This is a genomic window from Bacillus sp. OTU2372, assembly GCF_038440275.1.
Lineage (GTDB): Bacteria > Bacillota > Bacilli > Bacillales > Cytobacillaceae > Neobacillus > Neobacillus bataviensis_B.
Map to the genome: position 1 here is coordinate 1 of NZ_JASATK010000058.1, position 2177 is coordinate 2177.

The 2177-nt window shown below is 32.2% G+C and carries 3 protein-coding genes; all 3 read left to right on the forward strand.

Annotated features, from left to right (window positions below; all coding sequences use genetic code 11):
* Positions 1-112: 112 nt before the first annotated feature.
* Positions 113-301 (forward strand): hypothetical protein, encoded by a 189-nt coding sequence (locus AAHB15_RS29795; protein ID WP_342043891.1) that lies wholly within the window; start codon positions 113-115, stop codon positions 299-301.
* Between the two features lie 180 nt (positions 302-481).
* Positions 482-1492 carry a DUF3231 family protein gene (locus AAHB15_RS29800; RefSeq protein WP_335575697.1) on the forward strand — a complete coding sequence of 337 codons (1011 nt, stop codon included), beginning with the start codon at positions 482-484 and terminating at the stop codon, positions 1490-1492.
* Between the two features lie 172 nt (positions 1493-1664).
* The gene (locus AAHB15_RS29805; RefSeq protein WP_335575696.1) at positions 1665-2087 is read left to right on the forward strand and encodes a hypothetical protein; all 423 of its coding nucleotides are present in this window, start codon (positions 1665-1667) and stop codon (positions 2085-2087) included.
* Positions 2088-2177: the final 90 nt, after the last annotated feature.

Genomic DNA, 2177 nt, shown 5'->3' on the forward strand with positions numbered 1-2177 from the left:
GGGTGCTTTAGTTGAAGAAGCCAAAAGGACCTAAATGGTCCTTTTTATATTTGGTAATAGAATACGAATTTCATTTATTGTATTGGAAATACTATCTGTCGAGGTGAAATAAATGAGCAGATTTAAAGTTGTGTTTGAGAATACAATCCAAAGTGGTGGGTTTTCATTGGAGCAGTATTTGATAACATTACATCAAGAAAAAGATATGTTGGATTCATTTGATGGTCATGATGATTACGAGTTGGACATGAGGTTATTTGAAGGGGAGATTCAAAAAGTTAACGGATTGTTGGAGAGCTAAGGCTCTCTTTTTTATTTATAAAATAAAGATTTTATTTTCTTCTTCAACTAACGAAGCAGTTTAGTTGAAGATGTAATTAACTTTTGTATAAAAAGAAGAGACTTCGATATGTCGTAAATAAAATAAACTTTAACTGAAAATAATAATTTAAGCCAGCTAGATTTGGGAAGGAATGACAATATGCAAACTGAGCATAACATTAGGTTAACATCAGCAGAAATTTCACAACTTTGGACGTCTTATATGAACGATAGCTTCTCAATCTGTTTTTTAAAATATTTTTTAAATAATGTTGACGACGCAGAAATAAGACCAGTTTTAGAGTATGCATTACAATTATCACAATCACATATTCCAAAATTGACAGCTATTTTTAATAAAGAAAGCTTTCCTATTCCTTATGGTTTTATTGAAGGTGAAGACATTGATATAAATGCCCCACGTCTTTTTTCTGATAGTTACTATCTACGCTTTTTATTACGACAAAGTAACATAGGGTTAAATGCTTATAGTATGGCTGTTGCTTTATCTGTTCGTTCGGATGTAAATAGTTATTATACGGAATGCCTAACGGAAATAGCAAAGTTACATACTATAACAGCTGAAGTGTTATTATCGAAAGGTCTATATATACGCTCTCCATATTTTCCAATACCTAAAAATGTGGAGTTTGTTAAAGAGAAAAGCTTTTTGGCAGGATTTTTTGGTGATGTGAGACCATTATCAGCATTAGAAATAACAAACCTTTACTCCAACATACAACGAAATGCACTTGGAACTGCAACCCTAATTGGTTTCAGTCAAGTCGCTAAAGATGCCAAAGTAAAAGAATATTTAATTAGAGGTAGAGATATTGCGAAGAAGCATGTTGAAGTGTTTAGTCAAAAACTAAGTAAAGACAATTTACCAGTCCCAATGGCTTGGGATACTGATATAACGGAATCAACTACCTTTACGTTTTCTGATAAGATAATGATGTTTCAAGTTACATCTTTAAACGCAATTGGAATGGCTTTTTATGGTGCTAGTTTATCTACTAGTCCCAGACGTGATTTAGGTTTAGAGTATAGTCGTCTAATGGCTGAAGTCGGACAATATGCTTCAGATGGAGCAAAGATAATGATTGATAACGGATGGTTAGAACAACCACCTCTAGCAAGTGATAGAGATGAGTTAGCAAACAAGCAATAAAGATTAGCTAATAGTTATTCTACATATCCTTTTAGAGCAATTTTTGTTGCTTTAATTGAGAGTAATCCTTGTTGAACTTACGGGGGCTATTGTTTAATAAGACTATCGTTCTTTTGCTATCAACCTGAATAATGGATAGGGATTGGTGAAATTGTAAATCCGAGGTGATGTTATGATTACAGTTAAGAATGCTGAAAGTTATCTTAAACATAAGATTGGTGATGATACCAATGATATAAAAAATGTTTGGGAAGCATTTAAAGCTTTTTCTACAGAGGAGGTTGAGGGAGAAGAAGAAAAAGAAATTTTATTTCAATGTGGTGTCTATAAGTTTACTGGAGAAAAACTATTTCATTTTGATTTTATACGTCAGTTTACTGTTTATGAAGAAGATGACTATTCTCATATGGAACAGTTACACTGTGAATTTTTATTTAAACCAACAAATGAATTAAAAAAGTTAAAGGTAGAAGAATGGTCAATGGATTATGATAATATAGATATTTTTTTTAATCATATTGAAAGTCTTCAGGAGTTTAAAATACCAATAAATTTGAAACCGTTAAAATCAGAAATATATCAAGAAGAAATATAATCCTTATTGCGTTAACGGGGTGCGTATGTTAAAGATGGGATGGCTGCGGCGATCCTGTTTTTTATTGAGCTAACGGGCAGCATTCCTGTT

Coding starts and splice junctions, on each gene's coding strand:
- AAHB15_RS29800 (WP_335575697.1), top strand. CDS start 482: ATGCAAACTGAGCATAACATTAGGTTAACATCAGCAGAAATTTCACAA.
- AAHB15_RS29795 (WP_342043891.1), top strand. CDS start 113: ATGAGCAGATTTAAAGTTGTGTTTGAGAATACAATCCAAAGTGGTGGG.
- AAHB15_RS29805 (WP_335575696.1), top strand. CDS start 1,665: ATGATTACAGTTAAGAATGCTGAAAGTTATCTTAAACATAAGATTGGT.